This window comes from Vibrio sp. 1180_3 (assembly GCF_029478545.1).
GTDB lineage: Bacteria > Pseudomonadota > Gammaproteobacteria > Enterobacterales > Vibrionaceae > Vibrio > Vibrio aestuarianus.
In genome coordinates this window covers 92314-117785 of sequence record NZ_SJFM01000012.1, presented here as the reverse complement: position 1 = coordinate 117785, position 25472 = coordinate 92314, and the positions used below count along the sequence as shown (strand labels likewise).

General features: G+C 42.8%; 24 protein-coding genes and 1 pseudogene. 7 read left to right on the top strand and 18 right to left on the bottom strand.

Translation table 11 applies throughout. From position 1 onward, the window contains the following. The first annotated feature begins 38 nt into the window (after nt 1-38). Complete coding sequence (locus EYW48_RS09705) at nt 39-1373, top strand: amino acid permease (RefSeq protein ID WP_176314024.1); 1335 nt, start codon at nt 39-41, stop codon at nt 1371-1373. Nucleotides 1374-1907: 534 nt separating this feature from the next. Here EYW48_RS09705 and EYW48_RS09700 read toward each other — a convergent pair. Further along, nucleotides 1908-2315, bottom strand: coding sequence for a glycine zipper family protein (locus EYW48_RS09700; RefSeq protein ID WP_168521981.1), 408 nt, complete (start codon nt 2313-2315; stop codon nt 1908-1910). A 280-nt stretch (nt 2316-2595) separates the two neighbouring features. Between EYW48_RS09700 and EYW48_RS09695 the strand changes: the two genes are divergently transcribed. Further along, nucleotides 2596-3021, top strand: coding sequence for a hypothetical protein (locus tag EYW48_RS09695; protein WP_168521983.1), 426 nt, complete (start codon nt 2596-2598; stop codon nt 3019-3021). A gap of 119 nt (nt 3022-3140) precedes the next feature. On the opposite strand, the gene EYW48_RS09690 is transcribed toward EYW48_RS09695, so the two are convergent. The 10 genes and pseudogenes from EYW48_RS09690 to EYW48_RS09645 all read right to left on the bottom strand — a co-directional run bounded on the left by EYW48_RS09690 (nt 3141) and on the right by EYW48_RS09645 (nt 14026). Continuing rightward, nucleotides 3141-3857, bottom strand: coding sequence for a glycerophosphodiester phosphodiesterase family protein (locus EYW48_RS09690; RefSeq protein WP_176246518.1), 717 nt, complete (start codon nt 3855-3857; stop codon nt 3141-3143). A 97-nt stretch (nt 3858-3954) separates the two neighbouring features. Then, nucleotides 3955-4719 carry a DeoR/GlpR family DNA-binding transcription regulator gene (locus EYW48_RS09685; RefSeq protein ID WP_141652935.1) on the bottom strand — a complete coding sequence of 255 codons (765 nt, stop codon included), beginning with the start codon at nt 4717-4719 and terminating at the stop codon, nt 3955-3957. 37 nt (nt 4720-4756) lie between these two features. After that, nucleotides 4757-5839 (bottom strand): annotated as a pseudogene (gene ugpC, locus EYW48_RS09680) (sn-glycerol-3-phosphate ABC transporter ATP-binding protein UgpC); the annotation flags it as partial. Nucleotides 5840-5972: 133 nt separating this feature from the next. After that, nucleotides 5973-6815 (bottom strand): sn-glycerol-3-phosphate ABC transporter permease UgpE, encoded by an 843-nt coding sequence (ugpE, locus tag EYW48_RS09675; RefSeq protein WP_053312347.1) that lies wholly within the window; start codon nt 6813-6815, stop codon nt 5973-5975. Between the two features lie 9 nt (nt 6816-6824). Then, complete coding sequence (locus EYW48_RS09670) at nt 6825-7706, bottom strand: ABC transporter permease subunit (RefSeq protein WP_168521989.1); 882 nt, start codon at nt 7704-7706, stop codon at nt 6825-6827. Between the two features lie 74 nt (nt 7707-7780). Next, nucleotides 7781-9073 (bottom strand): sn-glycerol-3-phosphate ABC transporter substrate-binding protein UgpB, encoded by a 1293-nt coding sequence (gene ugpB, locus EYW48_RS09665; protein ID WP_261917693.1) that lies wholly within the window; start codon nt 9071-9073, stop codon nt 7781-7783. A 306-nt stretch (nt 9074-9379) separates the two neighbouring features. Then, nucleotides 9380-10384, bottom strand: a complete 1005-nt coding sequence (locus EYW48_RS09660; RefSeq protein WP_053312344.1) for a DUF2955 domain-containing protein — start codon at nt 10382-10384, stop codon at nt 9380-9382. After that, nucleotides 10374-11438 carry an HlyD family secretion protein gene (locus EYW48_RS09655; protein ID WP_277432322.1) on the bottom strand — a complete coding sequence of 355 codons (1065 nt, stop codon included), beginning with the start codon at nt 11436-11438 and terminating at the stop codon, nt 10374-10376. Before EYW48_RS09655 ends, EYW48_RS09660 begins: the two co-directional genes overlap by 11 nt. 137 nt (nt 11439-11575) lie before the next feature. Next, nucleotides 11576-12496, bottom strand: coding sequence for an aminoimidazole riboside kinase (locus EYW48_RS09650; protein ID WP_176246513.1), 921 nt, complete (start codon nt 12494-12496; stop codon nt 11576-11578). A gap of 90 nt (nt 12497-12586) precedes the next feature. Continuing rightward, nucleotides 12587-14026 carry a sucrose-specific PTS transporter subunit IIBC gene (locus EYW48_RS09645; RefSeq protein ID WP_053312341.1) on the bottom strand — a complete coding sequence of 480 codons (1440 nt, stop codon included), beginning with the start codon at nt 14024-14026 and terminating at the stop codon, nt 12587-12589. 256 nt (nt 14027-14282) lie between these two features. Here EYW48_RS09645 and EYW48_RS09640 point away from each other — a divergent pair, with 256 nt between their 5' ends. Both EYW48_RS09640 and EYW48_RS09635 read left to right on the top strand, forming a co-directional pair. Continuing rightward, complete coding sequence (locus EYW48_RS09640) at nt 14283-15269, top strand: LacI family DNA-binding transcriptional regulator (protein WP_171980266.1); 987 nt, start codon at nt 14283-14285, stop codon at nt 15267-15269. 132 nt (nt 15270-15401) lie between these two features. Then, the gene (locus tag EYW48_RS09635; RefSeq protein WP_176313483.1) at nt 15402-17033 is read left to right on the top strand and encodes a glycoside hydrolase family 32 protein; all 1632 of its coding nucleotides are present in this window, start codon (nt 15402-15404) and stop codon (nt 17031-17033) included. Nucleotides 17034-17145: 112 nt separating this feature from the next. On the opposite strand, the gene EYW48_RS09630 is transcribed toward EYW48_RS09635, so the two are convergent. From EYW48_RS09630 to EYW48_RS09600, 7 genes are all read right to left on the bottom strand, one after another. After that, on the bottom strand, nt 17146-18126 hold the full coding sequence (locus EYW48_RS09630) for a rhodanese-related sulfurtransferase (protein WP_171980268.1): 981 nt from the start codon (nt 18124-18126) through the stop codon (nt 17146-17148). Nucleotides 18127-18273: 147 nt separating this feature from the next. After that, nucleotides 18274-19056, bottom strand: coding sequence for a heme ABC transporter ATP-binding protein (locus EYW48_RS09625; protein WP_176246510.1), 783 nt, complete (start codon nt 19054-19056; stop codon nt 18274-18276). Further along, on the bottom strand, nt 19053-20042 hold the full coding sequence (locus EYW48_RS09620; RefSeq protein ID WP_277432330.1) for an iron ABC transporter permease: 990 nt from the start codon (nt 20040-20042) through the stop codon (nt 19053-19055). The genes EYW48_RS09625 and EYW48_RS09620 overlap by 4 nt, the downstream gene beginning before the upstream one ends. A gap of 55 nt (nt 20043-20097) precedes the next feature. After that, nucleotides 20098-20946 carry an ABC transporter substrate-binding protein gene (locus tag EYW48_RS09615; RefSeq protein WP_277432321.1) on the bottom strand — a complete coding sequence of 283 codons (849 nt, stop codon included), beginning with the start codon at nt 20944-20946 and terminating at the stop codon, nt 20098-20100. Between the two features lie 40 nt (nt 20947-20986). Further along, entirely contained in the window at nt 20987-21397 is a 411-nt protein-coding gene (locus tag EYW48_RS09610; protein ID WP_261917700.1) for a biopolymer transporter ExbD, read from the bottom strand. After that, nucleotides 21394-22101, bottom strand: a complete 708-nt coding sequence (locus tag EYW48_RS09605) for a MotA/TolQ/ExbB proton channel family protein (protein ID WP_277432320.1) — start codon at nt 22099-22101, stop codon at nt 21394-21396. The genes EYW48_RS09610 and EYW48_RS09605 overlap by 4 nt, the downstream gene beginning before the upstream one ends. Beyond that, nucleotides 22101-22829, bottom strand: coding sequence for an energy transducer TonB (locus EYW48_RS09600; protein ID WP_176246508.1), 729 nt, complete (start codon nt 22827-22829; stop codon nt 22101-22103). Before EYW48_RS09600 ends, EYW48_RS09605 begins: the two co-directional genes overlap by 1 nt. Nucleotides 22830-22992: 163 nt before the next feature. On the opposite strand from EYW48_RS09600, the gene hutW reads away from it, so the two are divergent. Genes hutW through hutZ form a run of 3 tightly spaced genes read left to right on the top strand, consistent with a single transcriptional unit; the run spans nt 22993 to nt 25465 of the window. After that, nucleotides 22993-24369, top strand: coding sequence for a heme anaerobic degradation radical SAM methyltransferase ChuW/HutW (hutW, locus tag EYW48_RS09595; protein ID WP_277432319.1), 1377 nt, complete (start codon nt 22993-22995; stop codon nt 24367-24369). A gap of 2 nt (nt 24370-24371) precedes the next feature. Then, nucleotides 24372-24884: a heme utilization cystosolic carrier protein HutX gene (hutX, locus tag EYW48_RS09590; RefSeq protein ID WP_172533126.1), complete on the top strand. Its 513-nt coding sequence runs from the start codon at nt 24372-24374 to the stop codon at nt 24882-24884. A gap of 50 nt (nt 24885-24934) precedes the next feature. Beyond that, a complete protein-coding gene (hutZ, locus tag EYW48_RS09585) occupies nt 24935-25465 on the top strand; it encodes a heme utilization protein HutZ (protein ID WP_053312330.1) in 531 nt (176 codons plus the stop codon). The last annotated feature ends 7 nt before the right edge of the window (nt 25466-25472 follow it).

Below are 25472 nucleotides of genomic sequence, written 5' to 3'. Positions count from 1 at the left end.
CTTTTTTAGTACCAGTAATATCCATAAAGGTGTTAAACATGCACGAAAATAATACACCGCAATCTAAGCGATCTCTTGGTTTAGGTATGTGTACCGCTTTAATCATCGGTAACATGATTGGTTCAGGATTCTTTATTGCGCCTGCGGCTTTGGCTCCTTATGGCGCAGTTGCCATTATTGGTTGGGGTGTCATGGCATTTGCTGCCGTTTGTTTAGGAATGATTTTTGCGAGACTAGCAAGGATTAGTCCTATAGCGGGTGGGCCTTATGCTTATACTAGATTAGGTTTTGGTAAATTTACTGGTTTTCTAATTGCCTGGGGTTATTGGATTTCAATCTGGGCTTCATTACCTGCTATGGCTGCTGGACTCGTCGGTTATTTGTCGCAGATCTTCCCACTGTTACAAGGTAACGGTGTGTTAAAAATTGCGATTGGTTTAGGCGCCATGTGGCTTGTTGCTCTCATTAATATCCGCGGAGTGAAAGAAGCGGGCTTATTTCAAGCCGTAACGGTTTATACCAAATTAGTCCCTTTTATTGCGATTAGTATTTTTGGTTTATTTTGGGTTGATTGGGGACACTTTGATGTGCTAAATCCAAGTGATAAGCCCTTTTTAAGTGCCTTAGCGGCCACGGCGCCTTTAACTATGTTTGCCTTTTTAGGGATTGAATCGGCAACAGTGCCGGCCGGTGATGTCATTGACCCAGAAAAAACCATTCCAAGAGCCACTATTTTAGGTACTACTGTTTCGGCACTGGTTTACATACTGGGTACTACCGTTGTTATGGGTGTTTTACCAAGAGAAACACTAATAAACTCAAGTGCACCATTTGCTGACGCAGCCAATGCCATTTGGGGGCCTACCGCTGCGATGATTATCTCGATTGCTGCTGTTATTTCTTCTCTCGGTGCCATTAACGGTTGGACATTGTTGATGGGACAGGTGCCGATGGCAGCTGCAAAAGATGGAGCCATGCCAGGTTTTTTTGGTAAGCAGTCGAAAAGCGGTACACCGAGAAATGGTATTTTGCTTTCTGTAATGTTATCAAGCGCTTTGTTGCTTATTGATGCTTCAGGATCTAGTGCATTGGCTACATTTTATAATCTCATCGTTAACTTATCGACAGATACAGCAATGATTCCTTATGTATTTTGTTGTTTAGTGGAAGGTATTCTTTATGTTAAGCGAGATAAATTATCTCAAGTTTTGAATATAAAATCCTACTGGCCGATTGCAAGTGTCGCATTCCTATTTTCAGTGGCTACCATTTATGGTGCAGGGCCTGACGCTGGGATGTGGTCTTTATTGCTATTAATGTTAGCGGTTCCAGTTTGGTTGGTCATTTGTTCTGAAAAAATGAAAGATAATTAGTAGCGCTAGATTTATTTCAATTTTAAAGCCTCGTTGTAACGAGGTTTTTTTCTAGCTCCAATTTTAAATAGCCATACTTAATATTTTATGGATTTAACCCATCAAATGGTATTAATCAATACTAACTTGTTAATTTACAATGTAGTTTAATGAATCTGGTTTTATATGTGGCTAGAAAACATATGAGCAGCATTATCTCAATTCAATCTCATGCTGTATTTGCTTATACGGGAAATATTCAGCCGCATTTAATCTCGCTAGTAATGCGGCTTACGGTGTGCTTAAAATGACTGAAGAAGCTGGTTCATGGGAACTAGAAACAATATTGGCACCAGATGATTTCTCTGCTGTGAAAGTCGCTGACTAGTTAATTATTAACCTAGGTGAAAAATAAAAAGTTGCGATTGGTTCGCAGATTTTTATATGGTTGTTTTTTAAGAATCTTCAACACATCCTTGTGATGATAGGTGGCTAGAGTGATAGGAGTTCAGAAGAGTATTTTGTTGACCAAGTTCTGGTTATATAGAAAGCGTGCTAGTTTAAAACCGTATAACCACGTCCAATCATACAGTTGCGCATAACATTTTGTTTTTGAATATCATATTGTTGCTCTGCTTGACGTTTTTCTGAGCCATGTTTTAAAGCTCCACCAATTACTCCAATGCCAGCTCCTACTTTAGCGCCATTAGAACCACTGCCGCCACCAATCGCGCTGCCGACCGCACCCAATGCTGCTCCTTTGGCTGTGGAGCCTAATACATCGTGACCCAGTGAATCAGTTTGCTGTTGTTCAACTTGATTTGATAACTGATCACATTCATATAAGTCAGCATGATATTTCTGCTCATCAACATTCTTTGTGTCAACAATAATATTTGCATATGACAGCGAAGGCAAAGTGAATATGAGTAATGTGCTCAGCAGTAATTGTTGTTTTTTCATGATGGCTCTCTCTATGAGTAATAATATTCTGCATCGCGATAGTATCTTAACCTATGAGCTTTGCTCTCTCTCTTATGATTGATTGAGTCCTACATGGATATTGGTGACTCACAAATAAGTTAATGAAGGGTGGTGTCCTTCATATACGATTAACCACATTATGCGTTTTTATTTATTCTCTTGTTAAATCGAGTCACTTGCGGCCTACCTGCAACTTTATATAGCAAAGCAGTGATAGAAATCTTTGGATAAAAACGCCAATCTACAGAAGGTAATCATAATGAAAAAAACACTTATTTCGCTTTTTTTGATGTCACTAGCTGCAAATGTATCAGCACAGACCCCAGAAGTGTTGGATGTGCAAAATGTCGATCAAACCATGAGCCAATTGATGATGGTTGAGCAAGAAGGTGAATTCTTTGTGACTATTGACGAAGAAACAAGTTTCGAAGAAATTACCTTCTCAGGTTTTGTTGTGGAAAGGTATAGCGAGATTTATATCAGCAGACATGATGCGAAAGCATTACAGCTTGAACAAAAGAAAAAATTCTATGTTTATGGTGAAAAAGATCTGGAAGCACTAAACAAAAAAATAGCATTACGTATTGATCAGGATAATCCAAAGTTTTTCTCTGTTGATCTCTACCGTGATTATCATGGTGATTCTGGTGATTTTAGCTATGTTGCTCGAGTCATGGAGTATTAATAATCAATACATTAGCCCGCTTTAATTGAGCGGGTTTTTTATTACCCTAAATTGGTTCAATACCGGAATTTTACAGGACTTGGTATGTCTGAAACTCAGTATGTTGTTTAATGTGAAGGTTAATGATTATCCAAAAACAATTCTGGATAGTCGCTAAACACAGCATTAATAGTTTGTAAATGGCGCAGTTTCTTTGGGTTGTTGACCGTATAACACCACACTTGATATCCCGCTTGTTGGAGTTGTTGGACATGTTTTTTGCTTGTCCAACGGAAGTTTAAGTTACAGCTAAAAGCATTGATCTCTTCTAACAGCTGCCAGTCCTTTTTCGATAGCCTTTCACTTAACACTCCTAATTTATAGCCTTGGCAATATAGCGCTAGCGTACGCATGATGTCGTGGCTAAAGCTAGAGAGTAAAATATTTTTTTTGTCGATTGGACTATGATCAAGCTGCTGTTTTAATTGTTGAGCAACGTTTGAAACATCGTGCCGGTCGACCTTTACTTCAATATTGAGCCCTAACTGGTGCTTGGCTGCCAAAATCAATAATTCTTCAAGCGTCATAATGGGCTCGCCAGTAAAGGTTGGATTAAACCAACGACCAAAATCAAGTTGTTTGAGTTGTTGTAGGGTATAGGCATCCACCCGGCCTTTGCCATTACTACAGCGGTTAATAGTATGATCATGGCATACCACCAATACATTATCTTTGGTTGGTTGCACGTCGATTTCAACCCAATCTAAACCTAAATCAATCGCAGCTTGGACGCTGACTCTGGTATTTTCAGGAAAGCGACCAGCTACACCACGATGCCCAACAACGATTAAAGACATACTTATTCCTTATTACATTTATTTTTCGAGGTAGAATTGGTGACAGAACAATAGCATCGCACTTGACTGCTGTACTATTTTTACAGAGCAATTAATTCTAGCAACAAACCACCAATTCAGTATTGCTTTGCTGACATAGGGTTTGTATAGCATTGTTTTCTTCATCTACAAACATTCTTTTTATTTCAAACAATTGACCGCTCACAATCGGTGCGTAACGGCCAAGTTTTGTGGTGTCGGCAACTAACCAACACTGCTGGCTATGCTCAATGATAGCGCGTGTTAAACAGGCTTCTTCAGGTGTAAAGTCAAGCAATTGTCCTTTATTTCCTAAACCGCCTGCGCCAAATATGCCTATCTTTATATTGAACTGGCGATAGAAGTGGGTAGTTGCCTCACCAACGGTATCTTCATCAGAAGTTCTCACTGCACCGCCAGCCAAATGTACGACAATATTAGGGTTGCGGCTTAACATTAAAGCCGCATTGATATTATTAGTGACAACCGTTAAGCCCGGGTGATCAAGTAAAGCATGAGCAACATTTTTGGGTGTAGTACCTATACCGAGGAAAATACTGATGCCTTCGGGCAGTTCGCTGACGACTTGTCGAGCGATGCGTTGCTTGGCTGAAAGGTTGAGTATATCGCGGTTGCTGTACGACAAATTATCGTTGGCACCAGGTAAGCAAATACCACCATGCACACGTTTTACCATCCCTTTATCACTCAATTCATTGAGATCCTTACGGATGGTTTGCACTGAAACAGAAAATTGATTCGATAAGATAGTGCTAGATAGTACGCCATTGGAGCGTTCTAAATAGGTTAAAATATCTTTTTGTCTAGACGATAGGCTCACAATATCCCCTTGCTGGTATTCGTATCCTCATTGATGAATTTTACGCAATCGCTTGTTTAGTGTGCATAATAGGGCAAAGCCTTTTACCGTGTTCATCAAAAATATGGAGATTGGTTCGGTTAATAAATAAATGCAGTGGTTTATCGTGATCAAGATGAATCTCAGCAGTCACTGCGATAAATGGTTGATTACCGACAATACCGTGAACTAATTGATTTGGCCCGAGTGGTTCGACAGCAGCGATATTCATATTAAGTTCAATCGCATCATTGGACGGCATGGTGCTCGCATGTTCGGGGCGAATGCCGACCGTTATATTTTGAGATGACAAGCTGCGATAGTCGGGTAGATAAATATGTTGAGAACCAATATGTAAGTAACCAGACGCTAACTTTGCTGGGATAAAGTTCATCGCAGGGCTACCCATAAAACTGGCAACAAATTGGCTTGCTGGCTGGTGATAAACTTGCGCCGGAGTCCCAACTTGCTCAATTTTGCCTTGGTTTAGTACCACAATTCTGTCCGCTAACGTCATTGCTTCAACTTGATCATGAGTCACATAGACACTGGTTACGCCTAATTCGCGTTGTAGTTTTTTAATTTCTAGGCGCATGTGAGCACGTAGGGCGGCATCTAAGTTTGATAAAGGCTCATCAAACAAAAAAAGTTGCGGGTCACGTACAATGGCGCGTCCCATGGCGACACGCTGTCGTTGTCCGCCAGAAAGCTTGGCTGGCTTGCGTTCAAGATAGTCTTCAATTTTGAGCGTTTTGGCGACTTTGGTGATTTTTGATTCAATGGTTGCTTTATCGACATTACGATTCTTCAACCCGTAAGCAAGGTTATCGTAAACACTCATGTGTGGGTAAAGGGCATAATTTTGAAAGACCATAGCGATATCGCGCAGAGCTGGTTTTTCATTATCGACTTGACGACCGGCTAAGTGAATTTCTCCACCAGAAATGGCTTCAAGTCCGGCAATCGAGCGTAGTATAGATGATTTTCCACACCCCGACGGGCCAACTAAGACGATAAACTCCCCCTTTTTAATACTGAGATCGACGCCTTTCACTGCTTGATGGCCATTGTCGTAGGTTTTTACCAATTGTCTGAGCTCTAGCATTTTGAACTCCGGTGAGTTTTGAATAGGTTGAACCGTATGGGATTGAGATACTTTTGTGTTCCATAGTGTGATAACCAATGTGTGCTTTATTTCAGTGTTTGTATGCGAAATAGATGGTTTGCTCTTACAGGCGTTATTTTTCACTTTCAACTAATCCTTTTACGAACCAGCGTTGGAATATAACTACCACTAAAACCGGAGGTAGCATCGCTAAAATCACCATAGCAAAGACGTAGTCGTAGCGCGGGGAACTGGTCTCATTAATGCTGTTGAGCACTTGTTTGATGCCCATAACGATAGTGTTGTAGCTCTCATCCGTCGTCATCATGATTGGCCATAAATATTGGTTCCAGCCCACAACGAACATGATGATAAAAATAGCCGCCATCATAGTTTTAGATAATGGCAGTAAGATATCGATGAAAAAGCGTATTGGTCCTGCGTTATCGAGTTGAGCGGCCTCAAGCAGTTCGTCTGGAATGGTTTTAAAAAACTGGCGAAAGAAGAAAGTGGCGGTTGCTGAAGCGATTAACGGCAAGATAAGCCCAGTGTAACTATTGAGCATGCCAAGCTGAGAGACGACTTCATAAGATGGAATAATTCGTACTTCTAACGGCAGTAGCAGTGTGACAAAAATCAGTCCGAACCAAGCACTGGCGTAGGGCAGCCTAAAGTAAACTAAGGCATAAGCAGCCAGCATAGAAATAATGATTTTACCGATAGAAAAACCGAGCCCCATGATCATCGAGTTAACAATCATCGTTTGTGCGTTGACGTCACCGCTAAAGCCAACACTCTTGTTCCATGCCTCGCTATAAATAGCACTAAAATTGTCGCCAGGTAGCCACTGTAAGCCTTCGCTCACGATGGTATTAGGATTATGGGTTGAGCTAGCGAATATCAACCAGATAGGAACCACCATAAATAAAGCACCAGTGATAAGGATTAGGTGGTCGGAAAGTCGATTACTTTTCATATTCTTTCCTTAGTAATGAACGCGTTTTTCAACAAAGCGGAACTGGATAAATGTCAGTATCAGAACCAATAAAAGCAGCACCACGGATTGGGCCGAGCTACCGCCTAGGTCGGCACCAACAAAGCCATCACGATACACTTTGTAAACTAATGATGTAGTGTTGCCACCGGGGCCACCAGAGGTCATTGTGTCTATCACGCCAAAGGTTTCGAAAAACGCATAAGTTAGGTTAATGATCAATAAAAAGAAGCCAGTCGGTGCAAGTAAAGGGAAGGTGATGGTCCAAAAACGTTTCGAATCACTCACACAATCAAGCATCGCAGCTTCCCTGATAGCGAGTGAGATAGATTGCAATCCCGCTAGGAAATAGACGAAATTGACAGAAATTTGCTTCCAGACTGAAACCAAAATCAGTGCAAATGTGGCGTCAATCGGATCTGTTTGGAAGCTGAACTCCCAACCTAGATGACTGAAAACGTTAGTAAGTACGCCAATGTGTGGATTGAATAGAAAAGCACCGATGATACCGGCTACGGCTGGTGCAACGGCATAGACCCAAGTTAGCGTAATCTTGTAAGGGCTTTGTCCGTGGATGATATTATTGGCTTTCACCGCCAGCAGCAGTGCGATAGCGAGCGACAAAAATGAGACGGATAGAGAAAACAACAAAGTAAAGCCTATCGACTTCAGGTACTCGCTCGACTCGAACAGTATTTGATAATTTTCGAACCAGACGAAAGTTGAAGATAGCCCCCATGGGTCTTCTAACATGAAAGATAGATAGACCGCTTTTGCTGCTGGGTAAATAAAAAACACTGTAATTATGGCAATTTGAGGTGCCAAAAACAGATAGGGTAGGGATGAATGACAAAATTGTTGACGACGTTCCACAATTAGATCCAAACACGTTAAATAAAAGAGATAAGCCCTTAGCTAGTGACTAAGGGCTTCGGCTTAGCGAGTCGTTATTGAACGGTTCGCGCGAAACGTTTCAGCAGTTGATTGCTTTCAATTTCGACGTTATCTAACCCTTTTTCAACACTGGTTCGGCCTGCAAAAATGTTGTCAAATTCACGATGCATAACTTGACGAATTTGTGGGTAGTAGCCAAGGCGATAGCCTTTAGTCCACTCTCCTGAAGCGAGGCTAAGCTGTTTTACACCGACTTCAGCATCAGGTTGCTGTTGGTAATAACCTGATTGTTTCGTCAATTCATAAGCCGCATTGGTGACTGGGACATAACCAGTGGTTTTATGCCAATACATTTGTGTTTCAGGCTTGGTTAGGTAGTCAAAAAATGCAGCCACCGCTTTGTCTTGTAGTTTTTCGTGACCGTTAAGGGCAAATAGAGCTGCACCACCAATAAAGGTATGCCCAGCATTTGGATTGACCGATTGCCAGTAAGGTAAATAGGTTGTGCCTAAATTGAAGGTGACACGGTTGCGTAGTCCGCCAAATGAGCCTGATGAGCCCATCCACATCGCGACTTCTTGACGTTCGAAGGGGGTCTGGTTGGCATCCCAGTCACTGCCGTAATACTTGTAGTAACCTTTGTCAGACCACTCTTTTAGTTTCTTAACATGCATCAACATATCATCAGTATTGAACATGATTTGAGTAGGGAGCCCATCGTAACCATTGTGTTTATCAGCTAGCGGCAGGTTGTGACGAGACTTAAAGTTCTCAAACATGATCCAAGGTGTGAGGGACTGAGAAAAACTGGCGTAGCCCTGAGATTTCAACTTACCAGCGATTTGTTCTAGCTGTTCGTAAGTTTTAGGGGCGTCAACACCAACCTTAGCAAAAATATCTTTGTTGTAGTAAAGCACAGGTGTTGAGCTGTTAAAGGGCATGCCGACCATTTTGCCGTTGTTATCGGCATAGAAATTACGAACACCGGCTAAGTAATCATTTGAACTGAATGAGTAACCTGACTCAAGCATAATGTCTTGAACTGGTTTGGCGACGCCTTTTGCAGTCATGATAGTTGCCGCACCAGCATCAAACACTTGCAGGATATTTGGTGATTGTCCTGCACGAAATGCGGCGATACCTGCAGTAAGGGTTTCTTGATAAGAGCCTTTGTAGATAGGGGTGATTTTATAATCATTTTGAGAGGCATTGAAATCGGTTGCGATTTTATTGACGGTTTCGCCAAGTTGCCCCCCCATGGCGTGCCACCATGTAATTTCGGTTGCTGCGAATGTTGTTCCTGAAACGGTTGCTGATAGCAAACCCGCTAACCATAGCTTTTTCATGTCAGTTTCCTTGTGAGTTTCGAACGAGACATTAGAGGTTTCGTTTGATGCTATGGTGGTTGAGTTTTGTGACATATTCATGAGCATTCAATTTCAAAAATATGAAAGATTTATGGTGATCTCATTTGGCTCACAGATTGAATCCGTATCCTGAACACTGCGAAGTACGATGATGAGAAAAAAGAAAGAGAGCAGGGACGTGAATCAGTGTCGACGAGATCACGTCCTGTATTATTGATGCTATAGCGAGATATCAGTATGACTGACTAGAACGATAGAGTACTGAGAAGTTCGCTGTTGAGGAGGTTAACTTTTAGCTGATACCCTACTATCAACAGATTTTCCTACATTCAAAATCAGCACGCCGATAAAAATGGCAATGATTATCGAAACCAAGCGCGTCAATTCCGCTGACATCGAGTCTGTGCCTTGATTTTTAATAATTTGATAGGTTAATACGGTAAAGTTTGTAAATAGTAATTGGTAAATACTCAACCGACAGTTACAGCGAATGGCATAGCAAGCCAGTTGGATACCGCAAAATAGAGCAACGCCTAATACAGCCCAAGTTGGTACATTAAACATAAACAGCAACATTACAGGTACCGTAAATAGTATCCCAACGGTGGTGGTGATTAACCGGTTATGGCTAAATGTTTTTTGTTCATGTTGTATTGGCGTTTTAATCATGCTGCTGATAGTGATTGCAATCAATATTGACTGCGAACTACCAGTACCGATCAATGCCGCTAACACCAAACTCATGGCCGTTGCTTTGAATATAATCAAAGTAATATGTGCGCTGGTTTTCTCCTGGCTTTGTTCATCTGGTTGAATGTCTTGTTCGTCGCCAGGAAAGATTAAGAAGCTCAATGAAGTTACAACGATAGCAATGATAAGAGCTTCAAACATTAACCAAGGTAAAACACTAGCGGATACCCCCATTTGCTTAGTCATTACCGCCATGATGATGACGACCATGAGTGTTAATGTTGATAGGATATCTTTAGGATCACGGTGACTACGATAATAACTTAAAAATAGCAAAGCCCAACAAAACAGAGCAAAGCCGGTTGGCGTGTCAACCAGTATTTCACCTAGGTTGACCACAATAAAACTGATAAAAAACATCACCAACAGTAATTTTAGTAACAGGCTAACCGGTGGCTTAGAGGGCATGATAGTTAGAAATATCACCACAAATATTGGCGCCAACATCGGCATGGCTACACCGTTAAACTGCAAGTAAAACAGTAACAATATTGGGGCGAAAACCAACCTTATAATTGGATTAGCCGCACTATGAAACATAAGTCCATACACTCACGATGCGCATCCAGATTCGTGCTAGCCATTCACCCAAACTACTCTGTTCAGTAAAGAAAGCCACAGTAGCTTGTGAACCATAACGAATGTTAGACGGTACTTCGCCATTTTCAAAAATAATGTTAACCGGATAACGTTGAGCACTTAATGACTTGGTATCTGCGTTTAAAAAGCCAGTTGTTTGGTCGATATTATTACTACCTCCAGTACCCCAGCCAATGCTGTCTACTTTACCGAGTAAAACACGACCCGGTAATGCATCAAGTACAATTTCAACACGCTGACCGACACGGATGTATTCTGTGGAGTTTTCTCTCACTAATGCTGAGATCCACACACCGCGAGGATCAATGAAAGTCAGCATTGGCGAACCTACGGTGGCTTTTTGGCCTGTGGTAAGTTGTAGATTAGTCACTATGCCATCGGAAGGCGCGAGAACTTGTGTTTTTTGTAAATCTAATTGCGCTTGTTCAAGCTTGGCCATCGCAGACAAAATTTGTGGGTTGTTGCTACCTTTTGGACCCAAATTTTGTTGTGCCTGTGTTAATGAGGCCTCTGCGGCTTTAAATGACGCTTGAGTGCGTTCGCGCGCTTCAATCGCGTTATCGAGATCCGCTTTACTTAGCACACCTTTTCTGGCTAATTCAGTGACTCGTGCTGCTTGTTCCCTGGCATTATTACGCGCTGCTAGTGCATCAACGACTTTAGCTTGTGCCACTTCAACCGCTGCTGTACTCGCACCAATGTTTTGCCCGGCAATTGCTAAATTGGCCTGAGCTGCTTTTAGGTTAATTTCATAATTTCTTGAGTCGATCTTGAATAACACATCACCAGAGCGAACAACCTGATTATTGACAACATTAACATCTGTGATGTTACCTGACACTTCAGGAGCAATTCTTACTAAATAAGAGTGAACTCGTGCGGTGCTCGTCATTGGAGTAACTCGGTCTGCCCACAAACTGTAAAACCAAATAAATAAAATTAATCCAATAATATAGAAACTCAGTTTCTTGGATGATTTTTCCGCAGCAGACATGCTTTAAACTCTCTTCAAAATAAAGCTTTATGATAATTGCCGAAATGTATTGCAGCAAGTAATGATTCTAATCGACAGAAAAATGAACCCCATAATAAATGGAGCTCACGCTGCATTTTAGATGCTTGGAAGGAGGGCTATGAAATGTATGAAAGTAGCGCTTTTTCATCAGGCAATGCTGTCATTGCACCTTTCTTTGTGGTTGCGAGTGCGCCACAACCATTTGCCCATCTAACGGCTTCATGAATGACTGAGGGCTTATACCACTCTTGGTGGAAAGACAGTTTTCGCAGGAGACCACCGACAAAAGCATCTCCAGCACCGGTGGTATCAATAGGGGAGACGGGGGTACCAGATATTAAAGTGTTAGTTTCAGCCTGAATCACTAGCGCTCCTTTCGCTCCTTGAGTAATGACAATCAATGGGATAGAAAGCGGCTTGAGAGTCGCTAAACCTGCCTCAATACTGGTGGTTTGTGTCAGAAATAATAGTTCGTCGTCAGAAAACTTAACGACATCTGCCATCGCTACAGCCTTCATAACCACTTCGCTCATCTCCTCTGGTTTTGACCATACATCATCTCTGAGATTTGGGTCAAAACTGATAAAGCCACCGCTGTCTTTCATTTTTTGTATAGCGTAAAGGGTAGTACTTCGGCTTGGTTCATTTGCTAGTGCGATAGAGCAGCAATGCAGCCATTCGCCAGCTTTAAAGGAAGGGATATCAGACACGCTTAGGAATTGATCGGCGCTCGGCTTTACCATGAAGGTAAAGCTGCGCTCACCGTGTTCATCTAGGTCAACAACGACCGTTGAAGTGCGTTGATTCTTATCTAATAGCAGATACTCGGTACTGACGTTTTCATCGCTTAAAGTCGATTGCATGAATCGACCCATCGGGTCGTTACCTACACGACCGAAAAAAGCACTATTGCCTCCTAACCTGGCTATTGCGACAGCAACATTAGCGGGAGCACCACCAGGGCATTTTAAATAGTGAGCATCACCTTCTGGAATCAAATCAACCACTGCGTCGCCTGTTACCCATACTTTGTTCATCTCTATTTCTCCAGTAAGTCTTTATTCGAATGAAGGAAGCCCACTCAATGAGTGGGCTCAGGAGCATAATTGCCTATAGGGGGAGTGGAATTATGCCGTTGCTTGGACACCTTGTTTTGCTCGCTCTCTTGCTCCTAATACCAGAGTTAAGCCGAATGCAACCACAAAGGAAATTAACATACCAATAACGTAGTAGCTGATTTTTTCAGGGTTTATGGAAATAATTCCCGGTAAACCTGCTGCGCCGAGGGCTTGAGCTTTCACGTTAAAGAGAGTGATGAATGCGCTTGCACAAGCTGAACCAATGATGGCAGCAATAAATGGATAGCGAAGTTTTAAGTTGACACCAAACATAGCCGGTTCAGTAATACCGAGTAGGGCTGTGATCCCTGAAGGTACCGCAATGCCTTTTAGTTTTATGTCTTTGGTTGTGAAGCCAACGGCGAGTGCTGCTGCGCCTTGTGCTACGTTGGACATTGCAGCGATAGGGAAGATGAACGTACCGCCAGTAACTGCGATGTCGGCTAAAAGTTGCGTCTCAATGGCAATGAAACTGTGGTGCATACCGGTAATAACAAATGGTGCATAAATGAAACCGAACAATGCGCCACCAACGAAACCTGCAGAGTCATACAACCAGTTTAGGCCGTCACCGAGTAGGAAACCGATATCACGAGTGATAGGACCAACAAGGGTGAAAGTGACAAAACCAGTAATGAAAATAGCCAGCATTGGTGTTAATAAGTTATCCAGTACAGAAGGGATAACCTTACGCAGGCCGTTTTCAACTTTAGCGAGGATAAAGGCTGAAACTAAAACCGGTAGTACTGAGCCTTGGTAACCGACTTTTTGGATTTCAAAGCCAAGGATATTCCACGTTGGAATAGTTCCGGAGACTGATGCGCCGCCAAAACCCCAACCGTTAAGCAAGTCTGGGTGAACCATTAACATACCTAGTGCCGCCCCAAGGAACGGGTTACCACCAAATTTTTTCGAAGCAGAAAACGCTAACAAAACAGGTAAGTAAACAAAAGGTGCGTTAGCAAAGGTATTAATCATGCTTGCCAAATCAGCAAGGCCCGGATTAGCATCAATGAGTGATTGGCCTTCAATAAACAGACCAGTAGCCGTCAGGACATTGAATAGGCCCATCAACAAACCACCCGCAACAATCGCTGGAATGATTGGAACAAAAATGTCAGATAAGCCTTTCACTGCACGTTGAAAGACATTTTGTTTTTGTGCGCCCGCGCTTGCGACATCGTTGGTCGACATTTCTGCCAGCCCAGTTAATTTGGCCATCTCTGCGTAAACTTGATTTACGATACCAGAGCCAAAAATGATCTGATACTGGCCTGCGACTTTAAATTGACCTTTAACACCGTCTAAGGAATCAATAGCTTCTTCATTGACGATTGACTCATCTTTCAGCGCCAATCTTAAGCGTGTTGCACAATGAGCAAGTGCTTGGATATTTTCTTTTCCGCCGAGTTGCTCAAGTAATTTCTTTGCTATGACTGGATAGTTCATAACTCACCCCGATTCTTGTCTGTTCTGTTTATTGAATTAGTATGGTTTAAATATTTTAAATTTTTTTTGGGAACGTTTGCAGAATTAATTCTTGTGCAATAATTTGGGAACGTCAAAAGATAACCATTGATTATGTGAATTTGATCGCTAAAAGATAGGTCGCGAATTCTATAAACAGCGTTAAAATCACATTATATGGTCGATTGTCATTGCATGTTTTGCAAACAATCCCAATGCTGAAGAAATAAGGTTCTATATGTCGAGTTTGCACGATGTTGCTAAGTTAGCTGGTGTTTCAAAATCAACCGTTTCTCGCGTTATTAATGACGAGTATGGGGTGAAAGAAGCAACTAAAATCAAAGTGTTAAAGGCTGTTTCTGAGTGTGGTTATGTGGTTAATCAGGTGGCAAAAGATCTGAAGTCCCAAAAGACCAACTTGATTGGAGTTATTGTACCGCGTGTTTCATCCCATGCGACAGCGCAAGGGGTAGACGGACTCAGTAAAATTTTTGAACAAGCGGGAAAGCACGTTTTACTCGCTAATACACATCAAGAGCATGAGAAGGAATTAGAATACATCCAAATCTTCAACCAAAAACGGGTGGAAGGCATTGTGCTGTATGCCACACATCTTGATTTATCGCTTGTGAATGCTATTAAGCAATCAAATGTACCCGTGGTACTTGTGGGGCAAGATGGTTCACTTCACGACATTCCCAGTATTGTTCATGACGATTTTCGAGTGGGGTATGAAGCTGGTCATCGATTGATTAATAAAGGCTGTAAACAGATAGGTTTTATTGGTGTTCAACGTGATGATGTCGCGGTTGATGTGCTGCGTTCACAAGGTCTAGAGCAAGCATTGACTCTACACAATTTAGAATTATTGTTTCACTTGCGTGGTGATTTTTCTATTGAGTCTGGATACTTACAAAGCAAAACACTAATGGAGCAATATCCGCAGCTAGATGGACTGTTTTGTGCGACAGACCGGATCGCGGTCGGGGCTATTAAAGCGTTACTAGAGTGTGGTATTGACGTCGGGAAACAGGTCAAGGTGCTTGGGGTAGGTAATGATGAGCTTGCCTTTATCAGCAACCCAAGCTTGTCGACATTTAACTATGCCTTTGATAAGGCAGGTGAAAATGCAGCGAAAATGTTACTTGAACGCATTGTTGGGCAAGGGAAAGAAATGAGTAAAGTCGTTTTGACTTTCCAAAGTATTGAGCGTGAGACATGCTGAATGATGCTGGTTTTTTATCCGTAATTGCTGAGTCTCACCTCTCATAATCGATAACTAGTTTTCCGTAACACTTGCAATAGTGAGCATTGTTTTATATTTTGCAATCGTTCCCATTTTATTGAGTGTAAGCAGATGTCATTTGAAGAAATTGTGAGTTTAGTGGGTGGTCAGGCCAATATTAAACGAGTTTTAGCACCAGAGAGTCAGGTTGTTATTTCAGTACATGATCATTCATTGGTTGGTGAATTGCCAAATGGTGCTGAGTTGATTGAAGTGTTAGGTGAGTGGCAGTTGTCTATGCCAAGAACCAGCACCTTCCTTGACAAGCAGTTGGGTGAAATCGGTAAAGTGATCGCATCGCAACAACGACTTGATGCGGCTGAGCGACTCGTGAAAACGGAATGTCCATTTCGTCCGATTTGGCACGTCGCACCTCCACAAGGACTTTTAAATGACCCGAATGGCTTTATCTATCATCAAGGGCAATATCATCTTTTCTATCAGTGGTATCCGCACGCTTGTGCACATAAAGACAAATACTGGGTGCATTTAACCAGCGGTGACCTTATCAATTGGCAGTGGCGCTCGATCGCTCTCACACCATCAGACTGGTACGATAGCCACGGTGTCTATTCTGGGCATGCAGTCAGCCATGGTGATGAATTGATGCTGTTTTACACTGGAAATGTTCGACTCGGAGAGCAGCGTGCTCGCCAAACGATGCAATGTATGGCTGTATCGAAAGATGGACTGCACTTTGAGAAATATGGTCCCGTTATTCACGAATTACCGGAAGGTGTTACAGAACATTTTCGAGATCCTAAAGTGATTCGTCATGATGATAAATGGTTGATGTTGATCGGTGCACAAACGACCGATTTGCAGGGTCGTGTTGCGGTTTATCATTCTGATAATCTGAAGGATTGGCAGTATGATGGATTGGCCGGCGATGATATCGCTCCAATGGGCTATATGTGGGAATGCCCCGATATGTTTGAACTTGATGGGCAACACTATTTTGTGTTTGGTCCGCAAGGTGTGGAGTCATCTAACCCTCATCACACGGCGGTACACCGAAATCGTATTGCTAAAGTAATGTGGGATGACAGAGGACTCCCACGTTTTTCTGAACTGCAAGAACTCGATTCAGGCTTTGATTTTTATGCACCGCAAAGTATGCAAACTGAAGACGGTCGCCGAGTCATGTGTGGCTGGATGGGTTTGCCGGATGATGTTGACCACCCAAGCTGTGATAACGGTTGGATACATCAATATACAGCGATTCGTGAATTGAGTATCGAGCAAGGCCAATTAGTTCAGCGCCCCCTTCGTGAATTAGCACAGTTGAGAGGGAATTTGATAAAAATTGAGCTAGGCAATGAGCCCGTTGATCTCAAAACAAAAAGTTTTGAAATACAAACGACGCTGCCATGGGGAGCAACCTTGCGTTTATTTGAGTTAGGTGAGCAATATGTTGATATTACCTTAGATGCTGAAACGAAAGTTTTACGCTTAGATCGTTCTAATACATTGATTCGACATGGTGATGTTATTCGTGAACTTGAGCTAGATAGTGAACAAGTCGCTTTGCATATTTTATCTGACAGCTCATCTGTAGAAGTTTTTATCAATGACGGCCAAGCGGTAATGACGGGAAGAGTATTTACTGAACAAAATGCAACCCAATGCCGTTTGATTAATGCAAAAGCTGAGGTTGAATTTGCTGAAATGAAAGCAGCGGATGCAGCGCTTTACCCTTTGTAAGTTAGTAGCAATATGGTCACCATATTGGTGACCATAAATAATGGTGAGCAGTAAGTCGTTTAAAGAAATACTAGGACGACAAACGCTCTCATTGGTACGATGCCTACCGCTATTAATTTGAACCGCGTTGCTGCGCTTTGCGTGCCAATTTCTCCGCACGCTTTTGCTCGATAAGTTGCGCCGCATCGCCGCCGATATGATCTTCACCGCGCTGTTTGGCTAGTTGCACCTGCTTTTCGCGCTCACGAAAACGTGCTAGCTGCTCCTCAGTATGGGTACCCACACATTTAGCACAACTTACACCTTGTTCGAAGTGAACGCTCTGTTTGTCTTCTTCAGTAATCGGTAAACGGCAGGCATTACATACTTGGTAATCACTTTCTTTTAAAGCGTGACCAACCGCCACTCGGCCATCAAAGACATAGCAGTCACCTTGCCATAAACTCTCTTCTTCAGGCACTTCTTCAAGGTATTTCAAAATGCCGCCTTCAAGGTGATAAACTTCCTCAAACCCTTGTTCTTTCAAGTAAGCTGTTGATTTTTCACAACGAATCCCACCAGTGCAGAACATGGCTACTTTTTTGTGTTTTTCTGGTGCTAAGTTTTGCTTTACGTATTCAGGGAATTCTCTGAACGTATCTGTGTGTGGGTTTTGTGCGTTTTTAAATGTGCCGATTTGGATTTCGTAATCATTACGAGTATCGACAACCAACACCTCAGGGTCGGAAATGAGAGCATTCCAGTTTTCTGGTTTGACATAAGTACCGACTACATGCCGAGGATCTATGCCTTCCACGCCCATCGTCACAATCTCTTTTTTCAACTTAACTTTAGTACGGTTAAATGGTGGCTCTGATGCTAGGGATTCTTTGTAAACGGTATTCTTTAGGCTGGGTTCAGCGTCGAGCCAAGCCAGTAGCGCATCGATCCCTTTACGTGATGATGAAACAGTACCGTTAATACCTTCACTGGCAAGCAGAAGTGTGCCTCGAATTTGGTTTTCTTCCATCAGCTCAAGAAGCGGTGTTTGCAGCTCTTGGTAGTGGTTGAGTTCAACAAACTTATAGAGTGCACAAACGACATATTGGCTCATGGGTTACCTTTTATAAAAACGATATAGAGAATTTGGGCGCATTATAGCTAAGGGATGCGCCGACAAATACCGACAGTTTCTAAGGACAATACAACGGTTTCTCGAAAGGAGAGTCCAAATGATAGGGATATACCATTCAGGCCACTCTTAAGCGGGATAAACCATAGGGAAATCCAGAGTTGGATGCGAGGCAACCAATGAGTGGTAGCCATATACTTGTTGAATTCGAGTTGAAGTTAATGCTTGCCGCGGTGGAGCATCGCAAACCAATTTTCCTTTATGTAGCATTACTATGCGATCAGCGTATTGAGCGGCAAGGTTGAGATCATGTAACACAACTACAACTGCACAATTTTCCTCGGTCGCTAATGTTCGCGCAATATTGAGCGTATTGTGTTGATGAGCAAGGTCTAAGGCGGATGTTGGCTCATCAAGCATCAGGATCTTTTTATCGTCTGAGTGGTGCAATTGCGTAAGCACACGCGCTAGGTGTAAACGCTGTTTTTCTCCACCAGATAAGGCAGGATAAAGGGTTTCTGCTCGTTCAACAATATCGGTTTTTTGCATGTAATGCAGTGCGATATTATGGGTTTGCTGTTGACTCAAGCAAAGGGGAAGTGCACCTAATTCGACCACTTCTTGCGCTAGAAATGGGAAATTAAGCGTGCTTTGCTGCGGGAGTATCGCCAAATGTTTGGCTAAATTATTTGGCTGCCACGAATGTTGCTCAAGCCCAAAATAGTGTAGCTCAGCCTGCGATTTTATTTCACCACTTAAGACTTTTAGTAGTGTACTTTTACCAGCGCCGTTAGGTCCAAGTAAAGCTGTTACTTGCCCTGAATATATATTGATATCTAGGTCATCCAGCAAGGTGCGTTTAGCAAATTTCACGGTGATATTTCTGGCTTGAATAGCTGGTCTGTTACTCAAAATACTTTTCCTTTTTGTTTAAAAAGAAGGTAAAGGAAGAAAGGAGCTCCCACCAAAGCAGTGACAATTCCCACAGGCAGTTCGGCTGGTGCAACGACAATTCGTGCAAACATGTCGGCAATTGTGAGCAATAGTGCACCGAGTAGAGCTGAGATAGGAATTAAACTGCGATGATCTGGGCCGACGAGCATGCGCCCTAGGTGTGGGATCACGAGGCCAATAAAACCAATCATACCCACCGCACTGACGGTAACACCGACACCGACAGCGCTAAGCAAGATCATCGTTCGTTTTAATTTTTGCACTGGAATACCAAGGTGATGAGCTTCTGCTTCACCGAGTAAAAGTGCATTTAATGCCATCGCTTGACGAGAGAAGAAAATCAAAAGCAGCAATAAAGTGAACATGCAAAGAGCAATACTTTGCCAAGTAGCCCCTGCAAGAGAGCCCATCGACCACAATGATAGATCACGCAGCATTTGGTCATCCGCGACGTAGTTTAAGTAGCCAATTCCAGCACCTGATAACGCGCTAATGGCAACGCCAGCAAGCAGCATAATAGTCACAGAGGTGCCAAATGTGCTGGTACCTAATCGATAAACCAGCACAGTCGTTATGGCACCACCGAAAAAAGCAAAGATTGGCACGGTTAAGGCGCTTATCCACGGAGCTGAAAAGAAGGGAAGGTTCGCCAATAAGACAATGGCGATAGCTGCGCCTAATGCTGAGCCTGCGGAAACGCCAATAATGCCGGGTTCTGCTAAAGGGTTACGAAATAGCCCCTGCATGACCGTTCCACAAAGTGCCAGAATTGCACCGACTAATAAGCACAATAAAGTTCGAGGAAAACGAATTTCGTGAATCACTAAATTGATATGAGCCGCGATATGATTTGAGCGTAATACTAGGCTACTTAAGCTATCACTGATGCTGATATTCATAGGGCCAACCGTTATTGAATATAAAGCAACAATGTTGACGAGCATTAGTAGCCCAATTAACACGGTATTACGAGGTAGATGACGTAACAAAATAGGCCCCTTATGGATACAACAACGCATTAAGGCGCTTTGCTTCGGCTAGGCTTTTAAAACCAAGGCCGCCGACTAAGGCATGCCCATCAATGGTAATGATTTGTTGGTTTTTCCCAGCAGGAGTAGCAGCAAGCATAGGCAATGATTTTAAAATGGCATCAGCTCCGCCCATTTTTTGGTAGCTCCGCCCGCTGACTAAAATGATATCAGGTTGCATTTCGATCATCGCTTCCATCGAGAGTGGTTTGTAAGAGCTCAGTTGGCTTGCGGCAGGGTTGATAGCGCCAGCCAACTGAATAATGCTATCGGGCGTTGTATCACGACCGGCAACATTGGTTGCTCGACCTTCATGAAGCAAAAGAAAAAGCACTTTTTTTTGTGCGCTAGCAATAGGTTTATTGTCTAAGAGCTGTTTAATTTGTAGATTAACCGATTTTTTAAGTGGCTCCGCTTGTGGTTGACTATTTGTTAAGGTTGCGATTTTGTCAATCCTGTCCAATAACCCCTGAGAGGATGACTCATTATTTACGATTTCAACCCTAATACCCGCTGCCTTTAATTGCTGAAGCGTCGTGTCTGGCCCCATTTCATTAGAACCGATCAATAATGTTGGCGATAAAGCCAACAAGCCTTCAGCCGACATTTGTCGGTGGTAACCAATTTTAGGTACAGCAAGCAAAGGAGGAATTTCACTGGTTACATCAACCGCAATCAGTTTGTCTTCTGCGCCAAGGGCTAACAAAATCTCAGTCACAGCACTGCCTGCACTAATAATGCGTTGTTGTGCATGCAACCAAGGTGAAAATAGCAATATCAGTACGGCAAATAGCCAACGAAAAGGGGTATTATGTTTCATCTTTTTTACTCAATATCAGTCATGCTGTTAAGCAAATAAATTACTGGGGATCTTCGGTTAACAGCTGCGTGGCAGCGATACCGTTTTCTTGAAGGAAGGCGAGTAGCTTGACCAAGTGTTGTACTTCTGCTGCTTTGTCCGCACCAATAATGATTGGTCGTTTGCTGTTGTTACTTTCTTCAAGTAGCGCCTGCGTGAAATTATTCCAGTCAATATAATGTTTGCCCTCTAGCGCCCAGTACGGATCACTCGCGAGAATATTTACTGTGATGGACTGTTTATCGACTGCGCTTGTCATACTCGAATCAGTGGTCGGTAGCGATACGTCCAAAGACTCAAATTTAACGGCTGCTGTGAGTAGCAAAAACACCATTACAATAAAGATAATGTCCAACAGAGGAGTTAAGTCCGGCATTAATGATGGGGCCGGTGATGGGTGCGCTTTAATCATCGTGCGTTCGCCACTGCATATTGTTGTTGCGATTTAGCGTCAGCCGCGCACATTGATTCCGTCGGGAAAGTCTGTTGGAAAGAGACACCTTCGAGCCATAAATTCACGTAGTTGAGGGTATGTTCAAGTTTTGCCATCACCCGGTCAGCCCAAAGCCCCAGTAATTGAGCAGAAGTGATTGCCGGTAGGGCTATCATCAAACCTACTGCCGTTGTACGCATGGCCAAACCTAAGCCGTCGGCGAGATCGTTAGGCGTAATGCTACCAGAAGAAGCCGCAACGCCTTTAAACATCTCAATTAAACCGAGGACAGTACCCAGAAGTCCGACTAATGGGCTAATAGCGCCAATTAATGACAACATACGCAAACCTGAATGCAATTGATGGCGTTTTTCCTGTAACCAGATGCCTGCGGCGTCTTCACGCAAGCTTTTTGGAAAATCATGATGCGCAAGCAGCATTGCTACTCCCTTATAAAGAAGAGGGCGCTTGTTAGAAAGTTGACCTACCAGTGTTTCTATTTGTGTTGCGCTGGTAGGTGATATGGTTTTCAGAGCAGCTCCGATAGCACGTTTGCCAACGCCAACACTGAGCAATACTTGAAATAGGCGCTCGGTGATAATCATGATGGTGATGACAGAGCATAGAAATAAAGGCCATGCCATTAAACCAAGTTGTTGCTCTAGTTGAGTAAGTACTTCCATTATCCTTCCAATTTAAAACGAACAGGGACTTGAACGCGGTGAGCCATTTTTTGGCCGCTAACCACGTGGGGTGAAAACTTCCACTGCTTAATGGCATTGAGTGCCGAGTTGTCAAGAAGTGTTGTTCCGGATGATGAGATCAACACCTGTTTAATTTGATTACCGTTTGTATCTAACCAGATTTCATACACAGCAACGCCTTCAATACCACGTTTACGAGCCAATCTTGGGTATTGCGGTGGTACAGGACGAGAAACAAAAGTGGGCTGCTCGACTAAAGGCGGTTGGCTACTAGCACCGCTACGACTTGGAGCCGGAGGCGGTATTTTGACTGAGTTATCATCCGCTTTAGTCTTTGCCAGTTTAGAGGGTGTTTCAGCATTGGTGACTGGCTTGTTTATGTCCTTCTTTACTGGCTCTTGTTTAGAAATCTTGGCCGTTTTCACTATGGGTTTCGGCTTAGCCTGCGGTTGTGGCACGACGCTTTTTTTAGGGTTCGCCTTGTGAGTCTTCTTCGGTGCTGTTGGTTGCTTTGCTACTTGCTGCGCTATCGCTTCTTGTTTGGCGCTCACCTGTGGTTTAGGTTGCGTAACGAAATTAATAGACACCGACGTTGATTGGCTCCCTACTGGCATCGCGAATACTTTTGCTTCTTTATCTGCCAGTAGTACTACGGCGTGAATGGCAATCGAGACGCTGCCAGTGACAAGATATCTAGAAATATTCACGTTCTTTTCCTAAAGCAAAAGTGGCTGGATGCGAGGATTATTACTTATTATTTAAATAAGATCAATTATCAATTGCATTATCATTTGCATCAAATTATGCTTTTATAAGAATTTAATATTAAAGGCTGCGAACGTATGCCACACCTGGTTTTTTGTGAATACCATGCTTAATTTAAATAAATATAATGAATCTATTTTAGGGGCAAAAACGGACGATCCACTTCGTTTTTCGTTCAGTGATAAACAGTCGGCTCATGCTGGTGGATCATCCGTACCGGTTGCGATTGAGCTGCAATCTCACATTTGGCAAACATTAATGACGCAGCCGGTGGCTGGTCCTAAAAAACGTTGTTTGTATATCCATGTTCCTTTTTGTCGCGTACGTTGCACGTTCTGTAACTTCTTTCAGAATGCCTCGAGCCGAAGCTTAGTTGATGACTATTTTAAAGCCTTAATGGTGGAGCTAGAGCAGAAATCCAAACTACCTTGGGCCCAATCGGGCATTTTCCATGCAGTGTACATCGGTGGAGGAACGCCAACAGATCTCTCCGTGACGCAAATACAGCGCTTGGGTGAGGCGATTCGACGTTTTTATCCTCTTGCTCGTGACTGTGAAATTACGTTAGAAGGACGGATTAATCGTTTTAGTGATGAAATGTTTGATAAAGCCTTAGAAGGTGGATTTAACCGTTTTTCTTTCGGCATTCAGAGTTTTAACACTACAGTTAGAAGAAGTGCAAAGCGGCTAGATGACCGCGATGTAGTGCTTGATCGCATTGCTTCGTTAAGCCATGCAGAACAAGCTCCGATCGTGATTGATCTATTGTATGGTCTTCCCTATCAGACATTTGATGTCTTTGAACAAGATTTGAAAGACGTTATATCTACAGGTGCACATGGCATCGATCTTTATCAACTGATCGTTGCAGGAAGTGCACCAATGCTGAATTTGGTTGAAAAGGGCAGAATCCCACCACCAGCGACTACGCCAGACAAAGCCAGCATGTATGAGCTTGGTGTTAACTTTTTTGATAAGCACCATTTTAAATCGCTCAGTGTGAATCATTGGGCGAAAGATAACCGTGAAAGAAGTCAGTACAACAGTTTAGCCAAAACCTTTGCTGAAGTTCTTCCTGTGGGATGCGGAGCTGGTGGCAATATTGGTGGCTATAGTGTTATGCAACAGCGGAGTCTTAAGGCATACATGGATGCAATGAATCAAAATAAATTGCCCATCGCCATGATGATGAAACAGCATTCACTTGAGCCTACTTTTGCTGCCATTAAATCTGGTTTTGATCGCGGTGTGCTTGCTCGTAGCACTTTACCTGACTTTATGGGGATGAACTGTTTTGATTATTTGCAGCCGCTTTTCAAGCATTGGCAGCGGTTGGGTCTTGTTAAGCTAGAAGATGAATATCTTGTCTCGACCTTAGCCGGAGCTTTTTGGGCGGTGAACTTGGCTCAGGCATGTATAAAAGTTTTACACAATGAATTTAACGAACATCTAGATTCAAAACAGATAGCAAATTGGAAATGAACATGGAATTACTGACACAAAAAGTAGCGGCTCTATTAGAGCAACAACCAACACTTTTGCCAGCTGCGATGGCGGTAGAACTGAACGTCACTGAATTTGATGTAGTTAAATCACTACCCAGAGAAATGGTAGCTATTGCTCCTGGCAGCCAAGCGCAAAGCATACTAGAACAACTTACTGATTGGGGAAAAGTAACGACCATTATGCACTCGTTCGGTTCCATCTTTGAAGTGAAAGCGCCTTTCCCTAAAGGAAAATTGGCACGTGGTTATTACAACTTAATGGGTAAAAATGGTGAATTACACGGTCACTTAAAATTGGATGTGATCAGCCACATTGCATTGGTAAGCAAGCCATTTATGGGACGAGAAAGTCATTACTTTGGTTTTTTTAGTGAGCAAGGTGACAACATTTTTAAGGTTTACCTAGGTCGAAATGAAAAACGTGAGCTGCTCACCGAGCAGGTAGAACGTTTTAACGCATTGCAGCAAGACATTGAGTCACAATATAACTAATACAGTCATAATACACCCTGAGCTTATTTAGGCTTAGAGGAGGAGAGTAAATGAATCCGCAGATCAAACAAGAGCGATTACAAGGTCGTTTAGAGCCTGAAATTCAAGAGTTCCGTCAGGAGCGTCGTACGCTACAATTAGCAACGGTCGATGGAGAAGGCCGGCCCAATGTCAGCTACGCCCCTTTTGTTCAAAATCAAGAAGGCTACTTTATTTTAATTTCTCATATTGCTCGCCATGCGCGCAATCTAGATATTAATCCGCATGTCTCGCTGATGATGATCGAAGATGAAAGTTCATCTAAGCAGATCTATGCGCGTCAAAGGCTTACTTTTGATGCTGTTGCGAGTGTCGTGCCGAGAGAATCGACCTTATGGCGACAAGTGATTGGTCAAATGCAGCAACGATTTGGTGAAATCATTGATGGTTTAAGCCAGTTACAAGATTTTAGTTTGTTCCAACTAAAAGTAGAGCAAGGCTTATATGTGAAAGGCTTTGGACAAGCGTATCAGGTGTCGGGTGATGACATGGTTGATTTTGTGCACTTACAAGAAGGGCATAAGAAAATATCTAACGCTTAACGATATT

Coding starts and splice junctions, on each gene's coding strand:
- EYW48_RS09635 (WP_176313483.1), top strand. CDS start 15,402: ATGTCATTTGAAGAAATTGTGAGTTTAGTGGGTGGTCAGGCCAATATT.
- hutW (WP_277432319.1), top strand. CDS start 22,993: ATGCTTAATTTAAATAAATATAATGAATCTATTTTAGGGGCAAAAACG.
- EYW48_RS09695 (WP_168521983.1), top strand. CDS start 2,596: ATGAAAAAAACACTTATTTCGCTTTTTTTGATGTCACTAGCTGCAAAT.
- EYW48_RS09610 (WP_261917700.1), bottom strand. CDS start 21,397: ATGATTAAAGCGCACCCATCACCGGCCCCATCATTAATGCCGGACTTA.
- EYW48_RS09605 (WP_277432320.1), bottom strand. CDS start 22,101: ATGGAAGTACTTACTCAACTAGAGCAACAACTTGGTTTAATGGCATGG.
- EYW48_RS09700 (WP_168521981.1), bottom strand. CDS start 2,315: ATGAAAAAACAACAATTACTGCTGAGCACATTACTCATATTCACTTTG.
- hutZ (WP_053312330.1), top strand. CDS start 24,935: ATGAATCCGCAGATCAAACAAGAGCGATTACAAGGTCGTTTAGAGCCT.
- EYW48_RS09640 (WP_171980266.1), top strand. CDS start 14,283: ATGTCGAGTTTGCACGATGTTGCTAAGTTAGCTGGTGTTTCAAAATCA.
- ugpB (WP_261917693.1), bottom strand. CDS start 9,073: ATGAAAAAGCTATGGTTAGCGGGTTTGCTATCAGCAACCGTTTCAGGA.
- EYW48_RS09620 (WP_277432330.1), bottom strand. CDS start 20,042: ATGCTCGTCAACATTGTTGCTTTATATTCAATAACGGTTGGCCCTATG.
- ugpE (WP_053312347.1), bottom strand. CDS start 6,815: ATGAAAAGTAATCGACTTTCCGACCACCTAATCCTTATCACTGGTGCT.
- EYW48_RS09690 (WP_176246518.1), bottom strand. CDS start 3,857: ATGTCTTTAATCGTTGTTGGGCATCGTGGTGTAGCTGGTCGCTTTCCT.
- EYW48_RS09630 (WP_171980268.1), bottom strand. CDS start 18,126: ATGAGCCAATATGTCGTTTGTGCACTCTATAAGTTTGTTGAACTCAAC.
- EYW48_RS09655 (WP_277432322.1), bottom strand. CDS start 11,438: ATGTCTGCTGCGGAAAAATCATCCAAGAAACTGAGTTTCTATATTATT.
- EYW48_RS09645 (WP_053312341.1), bottom strand. CDS start 14,026: ATGAACTATCCAGTCATAGCAAAGAAATTACTTGAGCAACTCGGCGGA.
- EYW48_RS09705 (WP_176314024.1), top strand. CDS start 39: ATGCACGAAAATAATACACCGCAATCTAAGCGATCTCTTGGTTTAGGT.
- EYW48_RS09615 (WP_277432321.1), bottom strand. CDS start 20,946: ATGAAACATAATACCCCTTTTCGTTGGCTATTTGCCGTACTGATATTG.
- EYW48_RS09650 (WP_176246513.1), bottom strand. CDS start 12,496: ATGAACAAAGTATGGGTAACAGGCGACGCAGTGGTTGATTTGATTCCA.
- EYW48_RS09660 (WP_053312344.1), bottom strand. CDS start 10,384: ATGTTTCATAGTGCGGCTAATCCAATTATAAGGTTGGTTTTCGCCCCA.
- hutX (WP_172533126.1), top strand. CDS start 24,372: ATGGAATTACTGACACAAAAAGTAGCGGCTCTATTAGAGCAACAACCA.